This is a genomic window from Salinicola halimionae, assembly GCF_003206065.1.
Taxonomy (GTDB): Bacteria; Pseudomonadota; Gammaproteobacteria; order Pseudomonadales; family Halomonadaceae; genus Salinicola; species Salinicola halimionae.
This window is the reverse complement of sequence record NZ_PZJQ01000004.1, coordinates 393,642-411,292: the sequence shown is the minus strand read 5'-3', so window position 1 is coordinate 411,292 and position 17,651 is coordinate 393,642. Positions and strand designations below refer to the sequence as shown.

18 protein-coding genes are annotated in these 17,651 nt (G+C 61.7%); 6 read left to right on the top strand and 12 right to left on the bottom strand.

Features of this window, described 5'->3' with window-relative positions; genetic code table 11:
- Nucleotides 1-111: 111 nt before the first annotated feature.
- From rpoS to ftsB, 9 genes are all read right to left on the bottom strand, one after another.
- Complete coding sequence (gene rpoS / locus DOM27_RS07795) at nucleotides 112-1,086, bottom strand: RNA polymerase sigma factor RpoS (protein ID WP_075563342.1); 975 nt, start codon at nucleotides 1,084-1,086, stop codon at nucleotides 112-114.
- A gap of 351 nt (nucleotides 1,087-1,437) precedes the next feature.
- A complete protein-coding gene (locus tag DOM27_RS07790; RefSeq protein WP_245392637.1) occupies nucleotides 1,438-2,646 on the bottom strand; it encodes a peptidoglycan DD-metalloendopeptidase family protein in 1,209 nt (402 codons plus the stop codon).
- Nucleotides 2,643-3,563 (bottom strand): DUF368 domain-containing protein, encoded by a 921-nt coding sequence (locus DOM27_RS07785; protein ID WP_245392636.1) that lies wholly within the window; start codon nucleotides 3,561-3,563, stop codon nucleotides 2,643-2,645. Before DOM27_RS07785 ends, DOM27_RS07790 begins: the two co-directional genes overlap by 4 nt.
- Nucleotides 3,560-4,195: a protein-L-isoaspartate(D-aspartate) O-methyltransferase gene (locus tag DOM27_RS07780; protein ID WP_425353285.1), complete on the bottom strand. Its 636-nt coding sequence runs from the start codon at nucleotides 4,193-4,195 to the stop codon at nucleotides 3,560-3,562. The genes DOM27_RS07785 and DOM27_RS07780 overlap by 4 nt, the downstream gene beginning before the upstream one ends.
- 19 nt (nucleotides 4,196-4,214) lie before the next feature.
- On the bottom strand, nucleotides 4,215-4,967 hold the full coding sequence (surE, locus tag DOM27_RS07775) for a 5'/3'-nucleotidase SurE (protein WP_110655475.1): 753 nt from the start codon (nucleotides 4,965-4,967) through the stop codon (nucleotides 4,215-4,217).
- A gap of 61 nt (nucleotides 4,968-5,028) precedes the next feature.
- Nucleotides 5,029-6,090, bottom strand: coding sequence for a tRNA pseudouridine(13) synthase TruD (truD, locus tag DOM27_RS07770; RefSeq protein ID WP_110655474.1), 1,062 nt, complete (start codon nucleotides 6,088-6,090; stop codon nucleotides 5,029-5,031).
- Nucleotides 6,091-6,107: 17 nt separating this feature from the next.
- Nucleotides 6,108-6,593, bottom strand: coding sequence for a 2-C-methyl-D-erythritol 2,4-cyclodiphosphate synthase (gene ispF, locus DOM27_RS07765; protein ID WP_110655473.1), 486 nt, complete (start codon nucleotides 6,591-6,593; stop codon nucleotides 6,108-6,110).
- Nucleotides 6,590-7,327 carry a 2-C-methyl-D-erythritol 4-phosphate cytidylyltransferase gene (gene ispD / locus DOM27_RS07760; protein ID WP_110655472.1) on the bottom strand — a complete coding sequence of 246 codons (738 nt, stop codon included), beginning with the start codon at nucleotides 7,325-7,327 and terminating at the stop codon, nucleotides 6,590-6,592. The genes ispF and ispD overlap by 4 nt, the downstream gene beginning before the upstream one ends.
- Entirely contained in the window at nucleotides 7,324-7,647 is a 324-nt protein-coding gene (ftsB, locus tag DOM27_RS07755) for a cell division protein FtsB (RefSeq protein WP_110655471.1), read from the bottom strand. Before ftsB ends, ispD begins: the two co-directional genes overlap by 4 nt.
- Nucleotides 7,648-7,898: 251 nt before the next feature.
- Here ftsB and DOM27_RS07750 point away from each other — a divergent pair, with 251 nt between their 5' ends.
- Nucleotides 7,899-8,249: a YqfO family protein gene (locus tag DOM27_RS07750; protein ID WP_110655470.1), complete on the top strand. Its 351-nt coding sequence runs from the start codon at nucleotides 7,899-7,901 to the stop codon at nucleotides 8,247-8,249.
- Nucleotides 8,250-8,278: 29 nt separating this feature from the next.
- Here DOM27_RS07750 and DOM27_RS07745 read toward each other — a convergent pair whose 3' ends face one another.
- Nucleotides 8,279-8,836, bottom strand: a complete 558-nt coding sequence (locus DOM27_RS07745) for an NUDIX hydrolase (RefSeq protein ID WP_110655469.1) — start codon at nucleotides 8,834-8,836, stop codon at nucleotides 8,279-8,281.
- Nucleotides 8,837-8,979: 143 nt separating this feature from the next.
- Between DOM27_RS07745 and DOM27_RS07740 the strand changes: the two genes are divergently transcribed.
- Complete coding sequence (locus DOM27_RS07740) at nucleotides 8,980-9,648, top strand: CoA pyrophosphatase (RefSeq protein WP_110655468.1); 669 nt, start codon at nucleotides 8,980-8,982, stop codon at nucleotides 9,646-9,648.
- Nucleotides 9,649-9,655: 7 nt separating this feature from the next.
- A complete protein-coding gene (locus DOM27_RS07735; protein WP_110655467.1) occupies nucleotides 9,656-10,330 on the top strand; it encodes a 2OG-Fe(II) oxygenase in 675 nt (224 codons plus the stop codon).
- A 17-nt stretch (nucleotides 10,331-10,347) separates the two neighbouring features.
- Here the strand turns inward: DOM27_RS07735 and DOM27_RS07730 are convergent, their stop codons facing one another.
- Nucleotides 10,348-11,730 (bottom strand): MFS transporter, encoded by a 1,383-nt coding sequence (locus tag DOM27_RS07730; RefSeq protein WP_110655466.1) that lies wholly within the window; start codon nucleotides 11,728-11,730, stop codon nucleotides 10,348-10,350.
- A gap of 490 nt (nucleotides 11,731-12,220) precedes the next feature.
- On the opposite strand from DOM27_RS07730, the gene DOM27_RS07725 reads away from it, so the two are divergent.
- Nucleotides 12,221-13,510 carry an MFS transporter gene (locus tag DOM27_RS07725; protein WP_110655465.1) on the top strand — a complete coding sequence of 430 codons (1,290 nt, stop codon included), beginning with the start codon at nucleotides 12,221-12,223 and terminating at the stop codon, nucleotides 13,508-13,510.
- A 25-nt stretch (nucleotides 13,511-13,535) separates the two neighbouring features.
- On the opposite strand, the gene DOM27_RS07720 is transcribed toward DOM27_RS07725, so the two are convergent.
- The gene (locus DOM27_RS07720) at nucleotides 13,536-14,465 is read right to left on the bottom strand and encodes a LysR family transcriptional regulator (RefSeq protein ID WP_157956732.1); all 930 of its coding nucleotides are present in this window, start codon (nucleotides 14,463-14,465) and stop codon (nucleotides 13,536-13,538) included.
- A gap of 239 nt (nucleotides 14,466-14,704) precedes the next feature.
- Here DOM27_RS07720 and DOM27_RS07715 point away from each other — a divergent pair, with 239 nt between their 5' ends.
- The gene (locus DOM27_RS07715; protein ID WP_110655463.1) at nucleotides 14,705-16,240 is read left to right on the top strand and encodes an AbgT family transporter; all 1,536 of its coding nucleotides are present in this window, start codon (nucleotides 14,705-14,707) and stop codon (nucleotides 16,238-16,240) included.
- Nucleotides 16,241-16,304: 64 nt separating this feature from the next.
- Nucleotides 16,305-17,651 (top strand): amidohydrolase, encoded by a 1,347-nt coding sequence (locus tag DOM27_RS07710; RefSeq protein ID WP_110655462.1) that lies wholly within the window; start codon nucleotides 16,305-16,307, stop codon nucleotides 17,649-17,651.

Sequence of the window (17,651 nt, the reverse complement as noted above, 5' to 3'; positions counted from 1 at the left end):
GCTGACGCCTCGGCTCGAGGTTTACATACAATGCCGCATGTATGCGATCGGATCAATAGCAGGACGAGTCTTCACGGGCATTTACGCATTTGCTAGCGCCCGGCACGCCACCTACTCGAAGATGGAATCCATCGACAGGCCCTGCTTTTCCAGCATCCGACGTAGCTTCTTGAGCGCTTCGACCTGGATCTGGCGCACGCGCTCCCGCGTAAGTCCGATTTCCTCACCGACTTCTTCAAGCGTGGCGGCTTCGTGCCCGCGCAAGCCGAAGCGACGCAGCACGACTTCACGCTGCTTGTCGCTGAGCTCAACCAGCCATTCGTCGACGTGCTGCTTGACGTCGTCATCGACCAGATTGGATTCCGGACCGTCCTCGTTTTCGTCGGCAATCGTATCGATCAGCGGCTTGTCACTTTCGGCCCCCATCGGATAATCGACCGATGAGACGCGCTCATTGAGCCCAAGCATACGCTTGACTGTGCCTACCGGCTTGTCGAGAAACTCGGCGATCTCTTCAGCGGTGGCCTCATGGTCCAGCTTCTGAGTCAGTTCACGAGCAGCTCGCAAATAGACATTGAGTTCCTTGACCACATGAATCGGCAGGCGAATCGTTCGCGTCTGATTCATCAGTGCCCGCTCGATGGTCTGGCGAATCCACCACGTCGCATAGGTCGAGAAGCGAAAGCCCCGTTCCGGATCGAATTTCTCGACGGCACGGATCAACCCCAGATTGCCTTCTTCGATGAGATCGAGCAGCGACAGTCCACGGTTGAGGTAACGTCGGGCGATCTTGACCACCAGACGCAGATTGGATTCGATCATGCGTTGACGGCCCGCCGGATCCCCTTTCTGGGCAAGGCGGCCGTAATGCACTTCCTCTTCGGGTGTCAGCAGCGGCGAAAAGCCGATCTCGTTGAGATAGATCTGCGTCGCATCGAGGCTGTGGTGGTAGGAATTTTCTTCACGGTTCAGCGCTTTCTCGAAAGCGCTTTCATCATCCTTGCGACCCGTGTCGTCGTTATCGACTTCTGTGGCATCGACACCTTCGAGCTCAACATCCTGAATTTCCCGTTCAAGCATGCTCATGTCCACTACCCCCAATCTTGGCTACCTGAGTACCTCGCCATGGCAACCCTGCCGTTTGGCGACCGCGTATTCCTTGCAGTTCTAAAACTTTCCCTAGTTAATTATCTTGGCTCGTCTACTGGTCGTTTCTGCACTGAGGCAGTCCTATATGCGAGCCCTATTGTCGAGGGAGCGCGAGCCCTGCGCTGAGCCGCCCCGGGCCACCGAACGCATGCATCGAATGATCTTTTCGTTGGCCCGGACTCGACGCGGCCCCAGAAGGGAACTACGTTTAGCGCGGGCCATCGGATGCACGCCATTCATGATGAGTTCGGCGAACGATGCGCCAGTAATCCATGACGCCGATGTAGATCAGCGCGCAGGCAGGTATTTAAGTGGGTCTTGGGGTTGTCCGTTCACGCGAACCTCGAAATGTAGCTCGACCTGGTCAGCATCCGTCTGCCCCATGGTAGCTATCGTCTCTCCGGCCTCGACGACATCGTTTTCCTTGACCTTCAACGAGTCGTTGTGAGCGTAAGCGCTCAAGAAGCGATCGTTGTGCTTGAGGATGATGAGGTTGCCATATCCCCGCACGCCATCGCCGGCATATACCACAATCCCTGGTCCGGCTGCTTTGACAGGTTGCCCCTTTTGTCCGGCAATATCAATGCCGGGCGTTATGTTCGAATCCCCGTCGAACTTACCCACGATCTGACCACTTGTCGGCCACTGCCAAGGCACGTTCTCGACCGGCTTGTAGGTTCTGTCGGAACGGTCGGGTGCCCCGCTGGGTTCACCTGCCACTTCCGTACCCGCGTCGTTGCCGGAAGCCGTTTTCGTACTATTTCGATTCATTGAAGCAGAAGAAGATGACGAGCCGGTGTCAGCGGCCGTCGCAGCAGAAGCCCCGGGCGATCGACCGACCTGACCGGCGCCAGCATTGCTGCCAGCGCTCGTCGCAGGCTTGCTTTGCTGCGAGCCGTTCTGGGAGCCATTTTGAGCAACCGTCCTGCCATCGTTCTGGGTATTGACCGGCTTCGGCGCAGAAGAAGAAGCACTGCCACTCGCCGCTTGCCCGCCGCGCTGCGCCACCTCCGAGCTCGGCGTCTCGCTATCCGAAGGCAGCAGCCAGGAAGGATTGTCGCCCTCGCCTGCCGTAGACGACGAGTTGGTGTCGCTTCCTGCAGCACCTAGCCCCGTCGCGGTAACACCGCCACTGCTGGCCACAACCTGCCCACCGCTGACGCTCGCACCAGACTTCAGTTTCAACTGCTGCCCCGGCTCCAGACGATAAGGAGGGGAGATGCCATTGAGCTGAGCCAGATCGCGGAAATCCACCCGGTTCTGCCAGGCAATACCGTAAATGGTGTCACCGCCCTTGACCGTATAGGTCGAATTCGTATCGCTGTTGCGGCTGACGGAAAGATCCTGCACCTGCGGGCGGCCGCTCGATGTCGTACAGGCGTTGAGCCCGACGGCAACGATGGGAAGGAGCCCCAGTAACAGTGCAGTACGACGCTTACTCATAGGAAATTCCTTTTTCGTCACGAAATACCGATAGATGCCGGCGATACGCCTCATGTCGATGCCTTATTGCGCTCTCCCAAGCACATTACCACCACGACACCGACGACGATCAACGCCGTTGCCACGACCCAATGGGACGGTTGACCGGTTATCGCAGCGTAATCCGAAGGCACCAGATAGTGGTAGGCCAAAGCCACCTGCTGTCCATCGGCAGCCATCCGATAACTGGCGATCTGCCGCCACGGCCATAGTTGCGGCAGTGATCCCAGAATGAAACCGGCAATCGTCATCAGCGTCATCGCATGGTAATGACGCAACAACCAGGAAAGCAGTCGAGAGAAGGTGAGCAGGCCCAGCAAGCATCCCGCACCAAAAATGCCGATAAGCCCGAGATCAAAACTCTTGATCCCGTCCATAACGGTGCCGTAAAGCCCCATTACCAGCAGCAGAAAACTACCCGACACGCCCGGCAGCAGCATCGCGCTGATGGCAATCGCCCCGGCGACGAACAGCGTCGAGCTGCCCGCCTGACTCATGTCCGGTAGCAGATGCGGCAAGAACGCCGCAACCAGCAGCCCCAGCAACATGGGCAGCAGATAGCGCCAACGCCAATGGCCGACCTGACGCACCACTACCCAGGCCGACGCCAACACCAGTCCGAAGAAAAACGCGTTCAATAACAGCTCATGGTTTGCCATCAACCAGGTCATCAGATGCGCGACCGTCACCAGGCTGATACCGATTCCCAGCACCAATGGAATCAAAAAACGCAGATTGAGATAAGTGACCAACTCAGCGAAGCCCTGTTGGCGCCAGACTCCGAAAGCGCTAGGCCCAAAGCGCTTGATGGTCTCGATCAGCTCCTCATAGATACCCACGATCAGGGCAATGGTGCCACCCGAGACCCCCGGCACGGCATCCGCCGCGCCCATGCCCATACCTTTCAATACGGTTGTCGCGATGCGCTTCAACGAATGACTCCCTCAAGCAATGGCACAAAACGCACCTCTTCGAGACGCTGATGATCGAATGCCGGCCCGCGCCGACGTATACGGGTCAACCACTGCCGCCCCTCATTATCCGCCAGCGGCGCGATCAACACGCCACCGTCGCGCAGTTGGGTCAGTAATGGCTGGGGAAGCTCACTGGCACAGGCCGTGAGCAGAATGACATCGAATGGTGCTGCCTGGGGCCAGCCCATACCGCCGTCGGCATGGCGCAGATTGACGTTATGCGCCCCGAGCCTGACGAGACGTTGACGGGCCCGGGACTGCAACGCTGCGATACGCTCGACGCTCCAGACGCTCTTGACCAGACGCGACAGAATCAAGGTCTGATAGCCGGACCCGGTGCCGATTTCCAGCACCCGCTGCGGTTCGGCCTGCACTACCAGTTCACTCATTCGCGCCACGATCCAAGGTTGAGACAACGTCTGCCCCAACCCCAGCGGCAACGACGTATCTTCGTAGGCGCGATGAGCCAGCGCCTCATCCAGAAATAGATGGCGCGGCTCCGCCGCCATCACCTCCAGCACCCGGGCATGACGAATTCCGCCAGCCGACAGACGTTCGACCATGCGATTGCGTGTTCGTTGCGACGTCATGCCGACGCCGCTCAATTCCTCAGACGTGTGACAATCCATCCAGCCAGCCCTGTACATCGTTCAGCGTCTCGTGACGGGTCAGATCGGTATGCAGCGGCGTGATCGAGACGAAGCCGGCCTCTATCGCCGCAAAATCGGTATCCGGGCCATCGTCGGCATTTTCCGATACCGCCGCGATCCAGTAGCGGTCGCGACCACGGGGGTCCCTGACATGGATCGGCTGTGACGCCGGGCCGCGATACCCCAGTCGGGTCACCCGAAAACCGCGAATTTCACTCCATGGCAGATCCGGCACGTTGACATTGAGCAGACTGCGCGGCGGCAGTGAAAGATTTTCCGCCGCCCCGATCAGGCTGGCGGCGACACGTCCGGCGGTGTCGAAATGACGTTGGCCGCAGAGGGAAATGGCAATCGCCGCCATGCCGAGGTTGCGCCCCTCCATGGCCGCCGCCACTGTGCCTGAATAGAGCACGTCGTCACCCAGGTTGCCGCCGTGATTGATCCCGGAAATCACCAGGTCGGGCCTTTCCTCCCACACACCGTTGACGCCGAGATAGACACAGTCCGCCGGCGTACCGTCGACGCTGTAGAAGCCGTTGTCGAGCGAGGTCAACGCCAATGGCCGCGTTAGCGTCAACGAGTTGCTGGCACCGCTCATGTCACGCTCCGGAGCCACCACTCGTAGTCGGGTATGGCTTTCGAGGGCTTGAGCCAATGCTCTCAAACCCGGAGCATGAACACCGTCGTCATTTGACAACAACAGTCTGCGCATCTCCTTTCCTCCTGGTTGATCGTCAACGCGGATTACCTAGACCCGAACGACAGACCCGACGTCACATCAACGTCGAATGCCGAAACAACTCTCGCAGTACCGAGGTGGCAAAAGCGCCGCGTGGCAGGGTAAAGGAGAGCCACACCGAATCATCCTGCAGCTCCCAGTCAGCGTCCTTGAGACGCAGCCGGAGCGGTCGTCTGGCGTGATCCACGCCGGCCTGCACCAGCCCCCCGCTCAGCTCGCCAAAGCCAGTCGCGATCGCCGTTTCACGCTCGGCGACCTGGGCGCCGCTCTCCAAACGCCCACACCCCCAAAGCGGCCCGGTGGGGTGTAGATCGCCAGCCGCCGCCCGGGCCAATAGATCCTGATCGATTTCCGCGCTCGCGAAACGGCTGGCCGTGCCTTCTAGATTGAGGACATCGCCGGGCTGCGGAACGCACCAGGTGCCGTCGGCGATGCGCGCCGACAACACCGCATTGAAAAGATAGCTTCGCGCGGTCGACAGCAGCAGCCCCTGGGGATCCTGGCGTTTGCGCCAGCCGCGAGCCAGCAGTTGCCGCGCGCGTTGCAGATTGCGGCCCTCGGGGCCGAAGCGCTGGGGGCCAAAATAATTGGGCACGCCATCAGCTACCAGGCGATCCCAGCGCTGCCGAGTGGCTGGCGATGCGACGGCTTCACCACTGATTCTCAACCGAAAACGATTGGCCCGGTGAACGCCACGCTTCAATTTGCGCGGATGACGAACCGCTTCAAGGCAGGTCACGCCACGATCGGCCAGCCCGGCGTCCCAATCGGCCGGTGGCTCGCGACCGGGCAGGGCCAGCGAGAACCATTGCCGCGTCACCGCATTGCGGTCCTTGAGACCGCTATAACCCACGTCCCGTGGCGGAATGTCGACGGCCCGCGCGAGCAGTCTCGCTAGATCCGGCGTGGTCAATCCGCGTTTTTCCAGCCATAGCCACCAGTGTTCGCCCTGCCCTTCCGGCGCGAAATCGAACTGTTCCTCGACCTGGAAATCTTCCGCGCGTTGGCGGTACTCACCGGTAGCGACCGGCTGGCCCGCGGCATAGTGCCAATTCGGCGGCCAATATTCCGTCGAAAGCTGCGTCGTCTCACTCATTCGGCGCTCGCGGTCATTCATTCAATTGACGCAACCAGTAGCACGACCGCCTCGGCGGCAATGCCCTCGCCGCGTCCGGTAAAGCCGAGACGTTCGGTGGTGGTCGCCTTGACGTTGACCGCCCCCAGGTCGACACCGATATCGGCGGCGATCCTCTCGCACATGTGCGGAATCGACTCGGCCATGCGCGGCGCCTGCGCCATCAGCGTGGCATCGAGATTCCCGATTCGATACCCGGCGTTGCGCACCAGGTCGACCACGTGGCGCAGTAGCGCACGGCTGTCCGCGCCCTTCCAGGCCGGGTCGGTATCCGGAAAATGACGACCGATGTCGCCCAGCGCGCAGGCGCCCAGCAGCGCATCACTGATCGCGTGCAAAAGCACGTCGCCATCGGAATGCGCGACGAAGCCCTGATCGAACGGCAGCCGGACACCACCGATCATCAGGTGGTCGCCTTCGCCAAAGCGGTGCACATCGAAACCGTGACCGATTCTGAAACTCATGCTTCGACTCCTTGATCGGCGACGGCTGACGCTGATCCCGTCGCCGACTCTGCCTGGACCGCGAGAATCCGTGCTGCCATGGCCAGGTCTTCGGGATGGGTAATCTTGAGATTGTCGCGGCTGCCCGCCACAAGCCGGGGAGAAAGCCCCATGGCTTCGATCGCCGAGGCTTCATCGGTCACCGTCATGCCGGTGGCTAGTGCCGCATCGAGCGCCTGCCGGAGTAGATCGAAGCGGAATACCTGAGGCGTCAAGGCGTGCCATAGGCCATCCCGCGGCTCGGTATGACTGATACGGCCACGCGCGTCGGCACGCTTCATGGTATCGGCCGCAGGTGTCGCCAACAGCGCGCCGATCGCCTCGTCCTCGAGCGAAGCACGCAGGGCGTGCAGATCCTCGATCCTCACGCAGGGCCGAGCCGCATCATGCACCAGCACCCAATCATCGTCAGCTGCCTTTTCGGCCAACGTTGCCAATGCACGCCCCACCGTGTCGGCCCGCTCATCACCGCCGCCGACACGTTGCCACTCTTCAAAGGGGACATCGTCGGGATCGAAATAGTCGTCGTCGGAAGCCAGGCAAAGCCGCAGGACGGCGTCGGGAAAAGCCTGATGCAGACGCTCGAGCGTGCGTGACAGAACGCTTTTGCCCTGCAGCGAGAGATACTGTTTGGGCCGGTCGGCTTGCATACGCTGGCCACGGCCTGCGGCGGGTACGATCAACCAGAGGGTCATGGCTGCACCACTCCCGTACTGGCGGCAGGGCCATTCTTGGGGTCATCGACGCCGGGCACCCAGAAGAATTGTTCGTCCTGGCGAACCATACCGATGTCACTTCGCGCCCGTTCCTCGATCGCATCGAGACCGTTCTTGAGATCGACGACCTCGGCGGCGAGACGATCATTGCGCGCCTTGAGCGTATCGGTGGTGCCTTCCAGGGTGTCGGCGCGCGCCTGGATGTCATTGAATTCCCGAACGCCACCCTCGCCGAACCACAGCCGATATTGCATCAGCCCCAGCATGACAACCAACACCAAAACCACCCATTTCCACATTACCAAGGCTTCCGATCGGCACGATTCATTTCGTACGGTTCATTTCGCTAAATTCATGTGACGCCATTCCACTCGAACGGCCCGCTTCGAGCGCTTCGTCCCGGACATGGTGACTCCGAGGAGAGCCAAGCAGACCGCTGTCGGCGTACGACGCATTATGCCATCATCGCCGCATGCGGCCCACCGCCACGACCGAATCCGGACCGGGCACTTCTTACTGACCGCAAACTTCCACCAGGTAAAAACGGGTCATGTACAAGCTGGCATTCTTCATTCCCCAATCCCATCTGGAAAGCGTCAAGGCCGCGGTCTTCGCCAGTGGCGCCGGCCGCCTTGGCGATTACGAGGCCTGCTGCTTCCAGACTCTCGGGCAAGGCCAGTATCGAGCGCTCCCGGGCGCGCAGCCTCATATTGGAGCGATCGGCACGCTGGAATACGTCGAGGAGTATCGGGTCGAACTGGTGTGCGAGGATCACACGATTCGCGCAGCGATCGCGGCGCTGGTCGACGCGCATCCTTACGAGGAACCGGCCTACGACGCCTGGCCGTTGAGCGACCTGGATTCGCTGCCCCCAGGTCTGAAACGGGAGGCCACCGGTTGACGATCAGTAAGCGTCTGCAAAGTGATCTTTCAAGCGGAACCGAAGTAACGCTCCCGCTCTGCCTGGCCAATCTGGCTGAGATGCAGTTCGAAAGTACCCCGGCGCCGATCGTCGAAGAAGTGCTTGAGGGTCCGTTCGATGGTCGGAAAGGCGAGCTCGTCCCAGGGAACCTGCGACTCTTCGAATAGCTCGACTTCCAGACTCTCCGGGCCAGCAGCGAAATCGCCTTCGAGATTGCCGAGGAAAATCATGTAGACCTGATTGATGTGCGGCAAACTGATCAAGGTATACAGTGTCGGATCTTCGACGACGGCACGGGCCTCCTCGCGAGTTTCACGCAGCGCCGCCTGCTCCACGGTTTCCGCGTTTTCCATGAAACCCGCCGGTAGCGTCCAGAACCCCTTTCGCGGTGAGATGGCACGGCGGCACAGGAGTATGCGCTCCCCGGCTATCGGCAGCGTCCCGGCGACAATGCGCGGATTCTGATAATGGATGGTGTCACAGGCATCGCACAGGAACCGGGGACGGTCGTCGCCGTCGGGGATCGCAAAGCGCACGGTATGGCCGCAGTGGCTACAGTAGTTCATAGGGTCTCGTTTCAGAGCACCTCGATGTCACAGGGTTTCGGTTTCTCGGCGCCTGGAATCCAGAGCGCCTGGATGTGACGGAACTTCGCAGAAACCGCCAGTCATCGTCGGTCGGAACACCGCCAGTTTAGAGTCGAAAGCGCATGTTAGAGAAACTCCGCGAACGCCTGCAAGCACATCGCCCGTACCGGCTGGCCGAGGCTTACCCTCAGGCGGCTGTGCTGCTGCCTATTGTCGCCCGTCCCGAACCCACACTACTGTTCACCCAGCGCACGGCTCATCTGGCCCAGCACGCGGGCCAGGTCGCCTTCCCGGGTGGCAAACGCGAGCCGGAAGATCGGGATCTGCTCGCCACCGCACTGCGGGAATCGCATGAGGAAATCGCGCTCGAGGGCGAACAGGTCGATATCATCGGGCGTCTGAGTGACGTGATGTCGCTGCACGGCCTGCGCGTGACGCCGTTCGTAGGGCTGATCGCCCCGGATCTTCCACTTCAGGCCGAGCCGGGTGAAATCGCCGCGATTTTCGAGGTTCCCCTGCGTTATTTCATCGATGACCGCCGCAGCCATACCGACGTCATCCCGGTCGACGACCGGTCCTGGTACGTTCCCAGCTATCCTTACGAGGATCGCGTGATCTGGGGGTTGTCCGCGATGATGCTGGTCGAACTGCTGGCCGTCGGTTTCGATAGCGACATCGCTCTGGACCGCAAGCCCACGCAAGGGGAGTTGCGCTACCACCCGCAGCGCCGACGCCAGCCCACCCCACGTTCCTATCCTGAGCCAGACGCTTCTGGCAAGGCATCGAATTGAGCCGTCCATGACCCCCATCGCACCTAATGACGCCCATCACGCCTTCTGGGACAGAACGCAACTACCCGCGCTGGTCGATGGTCTGGTGGCCCGTGGCTGGTACGTGGGCGAGCGTTTTCTCGGCGCGGATCTATGTCGGGAACTGCTGGATGAACTGCAGCTATTGCAGCAGCGAGAGATATTGCAGGAGGCTGGAATCGGCCGCGGCGAAGAACGCACCTTACGGCGCGATATCCGGGGCGATGCGATCCACTGGCTGGACCGGGAGAGCCTGGCGCAGCGACGCTATCTGGCGTTGATGAGCGAACTCCAGCAGCAGATCAACGTCGCGCTCTACGCGGGGCTGTTCGAATTCGAGGCCCACTTCGCCCACTATCCGCCGGGAGCTTTCTATCGCAAGCACTACGACAGCTTCCGCGGTCGCGCCAACCGCATCATCTCGACCGTGCTCTATCTCAACCCGGACTGGCCGGCCGACGGCGGTGGCGAAATGGCACTCTACGACGAACACGACCCCGAGCACGAAGTGGCTCGCGTGCACCCCGAAGCCGGCACTTTCGCGTGCTTTCTCTCCGATCGCGTTCCGCATGAAGTACTGCCGACCCGTCAGCCTCGCGTCAGCATAGCCGGCTGGTTCCGGCGCAATGCCTCGCTGGGTGGCGTGATCGACCCGGCACGCTAGGCCTTGAGCGCATCCAGTTAGTCGGTCGTCGAAGTCTGCCGACTGGCGACGCCCTCTCGCCCTGGGGCCACGGCTGAAGGTGCGGATTCGGTTTCCATATCAGCAGGGAACGCCGTTTCCACGTCAGGTACCACCTGCGAGAGATCTTCCTGATGTTCGTGATCGATCGCGCCCTGCACCAGCGCATCGGTCACGCTTAGCTCGGCTCCCACCACCGACTGCTGCGGATTGGAGGTGAACGGTGCCACCGGCATCGGCGCCGGACGCCGGCTCCGACGCCAGACGAAGAACGCCACCAGCACCGCACCCAACCCGGCCAGCGCCACGAATAACCCCACGTCGCCGACATGAATCATCAGCGGGGTGATCAGTGGCGGGCTGAGGGTCGCGCCCAGCGCGTTGATCAGCAGCAGACCCTGGCTCATTCGCACCAATGCGCCGGCCGGAGCGCGATCGGCCGCGTGGCTCACCGCCACCGGGTAGAGCGCGAACACGCCACCGCCAATCAGGAACAGCATGGCCGCCATCACGCCGGGAAGATCCGGCAGCAGCATGACACCGCCACATAGCACGGCCAGCACCACACCGATCAGAATCAGCACGATCTGGCGATCGTGCCGGTCAGACCAGCGACCGATCGGGTACTGCAGCAGCATCCCCCCAAGAATCACGATCGCCATCATCTCGCCGATCTGCTGCACCTCGAAGCCGCTGCGTTGCAGATAAAGCGGCAATAAACTGTAGATGGCCGATACCGCCAGCCCCGAGCCGAAACAACCCATCACGCCGGTCGGCGTCACGGTGATCAGCCGCCAGGGCGACAAAGGCTCGGCATGCTCGATCAGCGGCGAGACTCTCGGAATCATGCCCAACGGGAGCACCGACAACGATGCCAACATGGCGATGATCATGAACGGCTGGCCGGCACCGGCGTGATCCGCCACGCCCAGCAGCAACTGGCCGATGACTCCGGCGCCATAGAGCGCAATCATGTAGAGCGCCAACAGTCGTCCCCGAACCCGCGTATCGGCAGCGGTCAGCAGCCAGCTCTCGATGACCAGATAGACGCCCAGCGTCGCCCAGCCACCGATCAGGCGCAGCGTGAACCATAGCTCGGCGTTGAGCCACATGCCCTGCAGCAGCACGGTCACCGCGACTAACGAGGCGAAGCAGGCGTAGGCGCGAATGTGGCCGATCCGCAGCAGCAGTCGATCGTTGAACAGCGCCCCGATCGCCAACCCGATGTAGTAGGCAGCCGATACCCAGCCGATGGTAGTGACGGACTCGCCGGCGGCATCCAGCCGCAGGGTGATCAGCGAGGCCAGAAAGCCATTGCCGATACCCAGGATGAAAAGACCCAACAGCGGTGCCAGCGCCATGGAAAGCAACTGCCGAGACATAAGGCCATGAACCTCGAACATGCACTTCGGATTGAGCTCGGCGATCGGTACTGAGACACCGCAGCCGAAAATTCCGTTCGAGCAACCGCACGACCGACTCGAACGACCAGAAAGACAGAGTAGCGGCTCACACGCAGGACCAGCAGAATCGACTCTGGCAGCAGAGACAACTCAAGGCACGGGAGCGAGCGCACTATACGCCCGGCCTTGCGCCAAAAGAAGTCAAAAAACGGCTAGAAAAGGGCCCATTGCGCCGCTTTGGCGCATCGACCCGCTCACCATTATCCAGCGTTATCCCAAGAGCCCGATTGCCCTGTATAAACGCTATCGAAATGGCATCTATCGAGGCCCGACTGACGGGTTATGTGATGGGATAGATGACCGGCCATGCGATGAGCCATGGCGACCAGCGGCTTTTTGCCGCATAACGGCGTATGCTGAGCGATTAGCACGCTAACCCGCCGCTTCCCTGCCTCACGACCAGGTCACCATGCCCGCAGACGCTTCCGCAACGCCCGACAGTCCCGTTTATCGTCAACCCGGTTTCATTCCCTTTCTTGCCTCGCGCCTCTGCGCGGTCTTCGCCATGCAGATCCAGGCGATCGTGGTGGCCTGGCAGGTCTACGACATCACCCACGATCCGCTGACGCTGGGCTATGTGGGCCTGGCGCAGTTTCTGCCGATGGTCGTGCTGTTGCTGCCGGCCGGTGACGTGGTCGACCGCTTCGATCGCAAACGGATCCTGCAACTCAGTTGGGCCGCCCAGGCACTCTGCAGCGGACTGCTGATTCTGCTGTCGTTGAAGCAGCCCGATTCGCCGGTGCCGTTCTACGCGGTGCTGGTGCTGTTCGGCGCCGCCCGAGCTTTCACCGGGCCGACGCTGCAGAGCCTGCTGCCTCAGATCGTACCCCGTGACCAACTGGGCAAGGCGATCGCGGTCAACTCGTCGATCATGAAGATCGGCGTCATCGGTGGCCCGATGCTGGGCGGCCTCTTGTATGCCTTCGGCCCGACGCTGACCTACAGCGTCAACCTGGGCTGCTTTCTCGTGGCGCAAATGGCGTTGGCCGGCGTTCCGGTGCGCTATGCGTTCGAACGCATCAAAACCACCGACACCGCCTGGCAACGTTTCACTGCCGGCATTCACTACATCCGCAACAAACCGGTGATTCTCGGGGTCATCTCGCTGGACCTGTTCGCCGTGCTGTTCGGCGGTATCGTCGCGCTACTACCGGTCTACGCTCACGAAATTCTTCATGTCGGCCCGGAAGGGCTAGGCGCCTTGCGCAGCGCCATCGCCGTCGGTGCCTTTGTGATGGGGCTCTATCTCGGCGTGCGCGCGATCAAGCGCCATGCGGGTATGATCATGTTTGCCGCCGTAGCCGTATTCGGCATCGCCAATCTGGTCTTCGCGCTTTCCCACTGGTTCTGGCTCTCGTTCGGCGCACTCCTGATCGCGGGCGCCGCAGACATGATCAGCGTCTACGTCCGCCTGACCCTGCTGCAGTTGGCGACGCCGGACGAGATGCGCGGCCGGGTCAACGCAGTCAACATGCTGTTCATCGGTGCCTCCAACGAACTGGGCGAGTTCGAGTCCGGCGTCACCGCCTCGTGGTTCGGCACCGTACCGGCGGCGGTGATCGGCTCGGTGGGTACGCTGGCGATCGTCGGCCTGTGGATGTGGAGTTTCCCGGTGCTGCGTCGCGCCGACCGTCTCGACGGCGTCGAGGAGGAACCGGTGGAAGCGCCACGCGCGGAACCCGCCGGCAAGTCGGCGTAAGGCGGAGGAAGTACCGGCCGGCCCGCTACGCTCTCCGGCTTTCGTACTCGAACATCTGTGCCAACCTCGAAGCGACGGGGGTCAACGGGATGCCGCGACGCTTGATGAGGTGGAAAGTCGCCATGGGTAACGGATCTTCCAGGGTCAGCTCTATCAGCTCACCCATCCCATGCTGCGCGGTCATCTGTGAGGCAAATGCACCCACCATCTCGCTGTGCTGGATCAGATTCAGCGAGGTGGTGAAGGAATCGCACACCACGCTGACCTGGTCGCGTGAAAAACCGTGGCGCTCCAACGTATCGGCAAGGTCCGCGTAATAGCCACTTCGCGCCGTGGGTAGCACCCAGTCGCAATCGATCAGCTCTTTCAAAGTCTTGGCGCTTGCTTTGGGATGGTCGCGTCTGAGCACCACCACGAACGGCGTCGAGAAAAGCGGGATCGCCTCGAGATCGCTATCCAGCACGCCGCTGGAGAGTGTATTGATCGAGAAATCCAGTTCGCCGTCCCGCAGCCCCGCCACCATTGACGACAGCTGACCCTCGATGACGCGCAGTTTGACGTTGGGCAGTTCACGTCGAAAGCGACCGACCACCTGCGGCAGCAGCGTACGCGCCACCGTTGCCGAAGCCCCCATCACGATCTGCCCCCGCAGCACACCGTTCAACTGCTCGACATTTTCCCGCGCCCGGCGCAGCTCTTCGATGATCAGATGCGCGTGCTGTTCGAAGGCGCGGCCGGAGTCGGTCAGCGTCACCCCTTGGGAAGTCCGCAGCAGTAGCGCCGCCCCCAGCCCCTCTTCCAGTTCTCGAATCGCCTTGGTCAACGCCGGCTGAGAGAGCCCCAACTCGCGCGCCGCGGCGCGTATGCTGCCGCAACGCGACACTTCTACGAAAGCCCGAATCTGATGGAGCTTGATCGGATACTGCATGCCGGTGAACCCCACGCTCGTGATCACCGCAGGTTATCACCAAAAAGTAATCGACATCTTTTGCCGATCCCGAGCCGGCCCTACTGTGTTTCCAGGTCGATGTCTTCGGATCAACGTCTTCATATCGACGTTTTCAGATAGAGACAGCGACCCGCTCGGGGTCAGGCGCCATAACACAACCGACCGCCGGCCCGAGCACTGCCACTAGCGCGATACAACATCCGACCGGCTCACCCGGTCTACAACAATCGTCTCAGGAGTACTCCATGGAAGCGACCGCCTCCCGCGATACCGCTCGTCCGCGGCTGTCGATCCGACTGTTGAACGCTATCGAGCGTTTCGGCAATCGACTCCCCGACCCCTTCATGATCTTCGTCATGCTCGCGATGGTCGTTCTGGTCGCCTCGGCGCTGTTCGCCGCGGCGGGGGCCACCGTCGAACACCCGGGCAGCGGTGAGGTGGAAGCGATCCGCAGTCTGGTCTCCGGCGAAGGGATCCAGTTCATTCTCGATTCGATGCTCGATAACTTCACCGGTTTCGCACCGCTCGGCCTGGTACTGTCGATGATGCTGGGCATCGGGCTGGCCGAAAAGCTGGGTCTGCTGGAAACCCTGATTCGCCATACCATTCTTTCGGCGCCCAAGCGCCTGGTGACCTACACCGTCGCCTTCACCGGGATCATGATGAACGTCGCTTCCGACGCCTCGCTGATCCTGCTGCCGCCACTGGCGGCCATGGTCTATCACTCCCTCGGGCGCCATCCGATTGCCGGGCTGGCGCTGGGATTCGCCAGCGCCGGGGCAGGCTTCACCGCCAATCTGCTGATCGTCGGAACCGACGCCCTGCTCTCGGGCATCTCTACCGAAGCGGCGCGTATCGTCAGCAGCGACATGACGGTGACGCCGGTGGATAACTGGTATTTCAACTGCGTCTCGGTGTTCGTACTTACCGTCGTTGCCGCCGTGGTCACCGAGCGCGTCATCGAACCCCGCCTCGGCACCTATGAGGGCGATGTCGAGCAGGTCGAGAGCCGCGAGCCGGAAAATGCCGGTCGCGGTCTGCGCAATACCGGTATCGCCGCGTTGATCTACGTTGCTGCCATCGCGACCTTGCTGTTCTGGCCCAACTCTCCGCTACGCGGACCGGAGGGTGGCCTGATTCCATCGCCGTTCCTGAGCGGCATCATTCCGATCATCCTGTTCTTCTTCATCACCGTCAGCGTGACCTGGGGGATTACCGTCGGGCGTATCAAACGCTCGCGCGACGTATCCGAGAACATGGCCGAGGCGATGCGCGATCTCGGCAGCTACATCGTGCTGATCTTCGCCGCCTCCCAGTTCATCGCCTGGTTCAACTGGTCGCACATCGGCACCTGGATTGCCGTCAATGGCGCCGACCTGCTGACTGCCATGGACTTCACCGGGTTCCCGGTCATTCTCTGCTATATCGTCTTCACGGCCTGCATGAACCTGCTGATCTTCAGCGGATCGGCGAAGTGGGCGCTGGAGGCCCCGGTGTTCGTGCCGATGTTCATGCAGCTCGGCTATCACCCGGCCTTCGTCCAGGTCGCCTACCGTATCGCCGATTCATCGACCAACATCATCTCGCCACTCAACCCCTACATGATCGTGGTACTGACCTTCATCCGGAAATACGACAAGAACGCCGGGCTCGGCACCCTGATGTCGCTGATGTTGCCCTACACCCTGGCGTTTCTGAGCATCTGGATTCTGTTGCTGACGGCGTTCTATCTTCTGGGCCTGCCTTACGGTCCGGGTATCACCACCTACCTGCCGTCATGAGACTTCACCAGAGCCAGAATGTGAAAGAACGCATGACGACACCGGATACACGGAGAACCCCACCATGAGTATCGTTACCACGCCCGATCTCGAACCTGCGGTCGAGGCCCTGATACCGCAACTAAAACGGTGGCGACGGGATTTCCATCGCCATGCCGAATCCGGCTGGGTCGAATTTCGCACTGCCTCGATAGTCGCAGAGGAGCTGGACCGACTCGGCTATCGCGTCAACATCGGTCGCGATGTGATAGATGCCGACAGCCGCATGGGCGTGCCCGAGCCCGAGTTCCTGGCCCAGGCGCTCGACCGCGCCCGCGATCAGGGTGCCGTCGAGCGCTGGCTACCGGCGCTCACCGGTGGCTATACCGGCGTGGTGGCGGAGTGGGATACCGGCCGACCGGGGCCGACGCTGGCCTACCGCGTCGATCTCGACGCGCTCGATCTCGATGAATCCCGTGAAGAGAGACATCGTCCGGCCCGCGAGGGGTTCGCCTCCTGCAACGCCGGCATGATGCACGCTTGCGGCCATGACGGGCATACCACCATCGGCCTCGGTCTGGCGCGGCTGTTCGTCGAGCTGATGCCGCAATTGAACGGTCGGATCAAGCTGATCTTCCAGCCCGCCGAAGAGGGCGTACGCGGCGCCAGGTCAATGGTCGAAGCCGGCGTACTCAACGATGTGGACATCTTCATCGCCACCCATATCGGCACCGGCGTGGCCAAGGGAACGGTCATCTGTGGTCACAACGGCTATCTCGCCACCACCAAACTCGACGCAACCTTTACCGGCGTGCCCGCTCACGCTGGCGCCAACCCGGAGGCCGGCAACAACGCCCTGCTGGCCGCCGCCCAGGCCGCGCTCGGCCTACACGCCATTCCGCGTCACAGTGCCGGTGCCTCACGCATCAACGTCGGGGTTCTCAACGCCGGCAGCGGCCGCAATGTGGTGCCGGCCAACGCTACTCTCAAACTCGAGACCCGGGGTGAAACCAGCGAAATCAACGATGAAATGCAGCGCCGAGCGCTGGACGTTTTGCGTGGCGCGGCGTCGATGCAAGGCGTCGAGATGGAATACCGTCTTGCCGGCGAAGCGCGCAACTGCGAGCCAAGCCCGGCGCTGGTCGAGTTCATTCAACGGCAGATTACCGACCTGCCCGGCATCGACACCGTGATCGCGACCGAAAATCGCCCGTCCGGATCCGAGGATGCCACCACCATGATGCAGCGCGTACGTGAGCGCGACGGCCTGGCCACATACATGGTCTTCGGCACCGAGCTCGCCGCCGGCCACCACCATCAGCGCTTCGATTTCGACGAGGACGTGCTCCCGCTGGCCATTGGCACCCTGGCCCACCTGGCACTTCAGGCCGGCGATGCTGCCCTTCGCCGCCAAGGTTTCGAGACGTTTTAA